Here is a 1505-nt window from a genome sequence, read left to right on the forward strand (position 1 = left end):
TGCGTTTCCGACTCTATCAGACCGTTTCCCGATCCGATTTCCTCGGCGCTTTCCAGGTTTCCGCTTTCGCGTTTCCCTTTCCGGCGAGTCCGACTCTATCAGATCCTTTCGGGCCTGATTCCCAGTCAGCGGGGCTTGTCTTCCCGGCTGTTGGGCCGTTCCGACGAGTGAGACTTTAGCGGATTCCCTGTCCCCGAGCTAATCGGGGTCACGTCCTTTCGAACGAGGAATCCTCATTTCGCAAATACGCATGCCAATGACATGCCACCGGCGCGACGACAAGTCGTCGACCGTTGCTGGGTACCTGCGGAATGGCTGTCCGGGGACCGACCGGAGTCGGCGCTCACGTCGGACAACTCGGAGAACACTACGTACGGCCCTGAGGTGTGTCAACTCGGTGGCGGAGGGCCCCGGGAGGCCCTGCCGGAGGTCGCGGCTTCAGCTGTTGTTGCCCGAGGCCAGGGCCCGGCTACGGTCTCGGGCGGCTTCGAGGGCGGCGATGAGGGCCGCTCGTACGCCGTGGTTCTCGAGTTCGCGGATGGCGCTGATCGTCGTGCCCGCGGGGGACGTGACGTTCTCGCGGAGCTTCACCGGGTGTTCCCCGCTGTCGCGGAGCATCACGGCTGCGCCGATCGCCGACTGGACGATCAGGTCGTGGGCCTTGTCGCGAGGCAGGCCGAGGAGGATGCCGGCGTCCGTCATGGCCTCTACGAGGTAGAAGAAGTACGCCGGGCCGGAGCCGGAGAGTGCGGTGCACGCGTCCTGCTGGGACTCGGGGACGCGGAGCGTCTTGCCTACAGCGCCGAAGATCTCCTCGGCGTGGGCGAGGTGCTCGGCGTTGGCGTGGCTGCCGGCGGAGATGACCGACATCGCCTCGTCGACGAGGGCCGGGGTGTTCGTCATGACACGGACGACCGGGGTGCCCGTGCTGAGGCGGGCCTCGATGGAGGCGGTGGTGATGCCTGCGGCTCCGCTGACTACCAGGCGGTCGGCGGGGACGTGGGGGGCGAGTTCGTCGAGGAGGGTGCCCATGTCCTGCGGTTTGACCGTGAGGATCAGGGTGTCTGCGGTCTTCGCCGCCTCCGGGTTGGTGACCGGGGTCACTCCGTAGCGGGTGCGGAGTTCTTCGGCTCGTTCCGCGCGGCGGGCGGTGACCAGGAGGTCGGCGGGGGCCCAGCCGGCTCGGATCATTCCGCTGAGTAGGGCTTCGCCGATTTTGCCGGTGCCGAGGACTGCGACTTTCTGGGTCATGGTGCGGTGCCCTCCGGGGGGGTGCGTTGTTCGGGGTCATCCTCGCATTTGGGGTGGAGGGTGGGGGGTGGTGTCCGGTGGGCGGGATTTTTTCGCCCCCGCCGCCCCTACCCGTCCCATCCCGTTCCTGGGGGGGGGGGGCCCCCCCCCCCCCCCCCCCCCGCCCCGGGGGGGGGGGGGGGGGGGGGGGGGGGGGGGGGGGGGGGGGGGGGGCGGGTGGCATGGGGGGGGGCGGGCGGCCGCGAAGAGAAAAC

At 69.2% G+C, this 1505-nt stretch carries 1 protein-coding gene; it reads right to left on the minus strand.

What is annotated here, in order from left to right; all coding sequences use genetic code 11:
• Positions 1 to 438 precede the first annotated feature (438 nt).
• Positions 439 to 1251, minus strand: coding sequence for a pyrroline-5-carboxylate reductase (proC, locus tag ABZ855_RS48300; RefSeq protein ID WP_360820450.1), 813 nt, complete (start codon positions 1249 to 1251; stop codon positions 439 to 441).
• Between the last annotated feature and the right edge of the window lie 254 nt (positions 1252 to 1505).

The organism is Streptomyces sp. NPDC047042 (assembly GCF_040644035.1).
GTDB lineage: Bacteria > Actinomycetota > Actinomycetes > Streptomycetales > Streptomycetaceae > Streptomyces.